We start from the raw sequence: 1,706 nt of genomic DNA, 5'->3' as shown, positions 1-1,706 counted from the left end.
TTCTTTGCTTTCGCTGAATTTTGAGGTTGGGGTCTTACTGCCCATTAAAGCGGGATAAAGTGCAAGGAGATTGTGTCGAATGAACAAAAAAAATTTCAAACAAAACAAAGCTACTGATGGCATTGATGTAGAGTTCTCTCGTGAACTTGCTGACCACAATGACTTAGAAGCAAACGCACGTGCAAATGCCGCTGATGCACGTCAAAAACGCCAGTTAACAGAAAAATAAGGAAAGCACAACCTTATTCTTTTCAACAGGGACCTACTACCGGGCAAAATAAACCGAGAGATATTCTCTCGGTTTATTTTCTATATTTTTTTATATAATGTGCCAAAGTAAGTAGCGGATATATATAGGCATAGCTATGATAATGAATATAAAACCCACCTGGTAAACCTGTTCCGGTAGGATAGTGTTCATTATCACTAGGATTCGCAAGCAAATATGAAATCCCTTTTCGAATGGCTGGTGTTTCTTTATCATAGTAAGAAATGAGAGCATCTAACGCCCAGGCTGTTTGGGATGGTGTACTGAATGGTAAAGTAACGAACCTTTTTTCCACACTACTGTAGCATGATTCTCCCCAACCACCATCTTCATGCTGTATATGTTCAAGCCATAAAGCTGCTCGTTTCAATGATGGATTGCTAGATGGAATTCCGAGTGATCTTAAACCTGTCATCACCGCCCACGTACCATATATATAACAAATCCCCCATTTCCCGTACCATGATCCATTTTTCTCTTGTACATTCATTAACCAATTTATCGCATTTTGTTTTTGTTTCTCGGGCAATTCATTTTGCGCATATGTCCCAAAAAACTCTAACACTCTTCCTGTAATATCTGGTGTAGAAGGATCTGTAATCATATCGCTTGCATTTTCGATTGGTAAATTTGCTAATAAATTGCTCGTCACACCTTTTTCAAACGCTCCCCAGCCACCATCATTATTTTGTAATCCTTTAACCCAAGTGACCCCTTTTTTCCAGGCATAATCTACATTTTCATTTCCTCTACTTTTTGCCAATACTCTTAGCACAGCTGTTGTATCATCAACATCAGGGATTGTCGTATTCACATCTGAAAAACCCCAACCGCCTGGAGTCAGCGCCGGAGCATGTACGCTCCAATCAGCTTTTTTTGTATGCTGTTTTTTTAATAAATATGTTACTGCATGTTGAATCATCTTATTATCTTTCGGTACGTGGGCCTCTTGTAACGCATAGCTGAGTAAAGCCGTATCCCATACAGTTGAAGGAGAGTTTTGCAAATGATTACCGCTTTCCATCTTCCATATATAAGATGTTATCCCGGTTATAGCCTTTTGAATCATTGTTGATTGAAGAGAATGTCCTAACGCGAGTAAAGCATAAATCATATAAAACGAGGCAGTTGCGTAACTATATAACGTCCCATTTTCATCAATACGTTCTTTCATAAAACGTTCGACTTCCTCATTTCCTTTATGATGTAAAGATAGTGGATACGATATAATTTGTTTTACATCACTTACTAACGTTTGAAACAACGGAGACCGATCCTCCCGAAACCATTCTCCGCCCCCTCCCGAAATATGATTTAAATTTGGCAGTAACTTTTTCCTTATACGGAATTTTTTATTTAAACACAGCATCATCGGAATTAAATGAATACGTGCTGAACTACTCAATTTAAATATACTGAGGGGAGAATCATTCTGTAG

Annotated in this window: 2 protein-coding genes; one reads left to right on the top strand and one right to left on the bottom strand. The window is 38.4% G+C overall.

Annotated elements, in window-relative coordinates:
• Positions 1-79 precede the first annotated feature (79 nt).
• Positions 80-229, top strand: coding sequence for a YfhD family protein (locus KI369_RS25280; protein ID WP_212958064.1), 150 nt, complete (start codon positions 80-82; stop codon positions 227-229).
• 73 nt (positions 230-302) lie between these two features.
• Here KI369_RS25280 and KI369_RS25275 read toward each other — a convergent pair.
• A partial coding sequence (locus KI369_RS25275; RefSeq protein ID WP_212958059.1) for a terpene cyclase/mutase family protein occupies positions 303-1,706 on the bottom strand: 1,404 nt, incomplete at its 5' end.

The organism is Bacillus sanguinis (assembly GCF_018332475.1).
Classification (GTDB): Bacteria; Bacillota; Bacilli; order Bacillales; family Bacillaceae_G; genus Bacillus_A; species Bacillus_A sanguinis.
The sequence above is the reverse complement of the archived record's forward strand: the minus strand, read 5'-3'. Positions and strand labels throughout refer to the sequence as shown.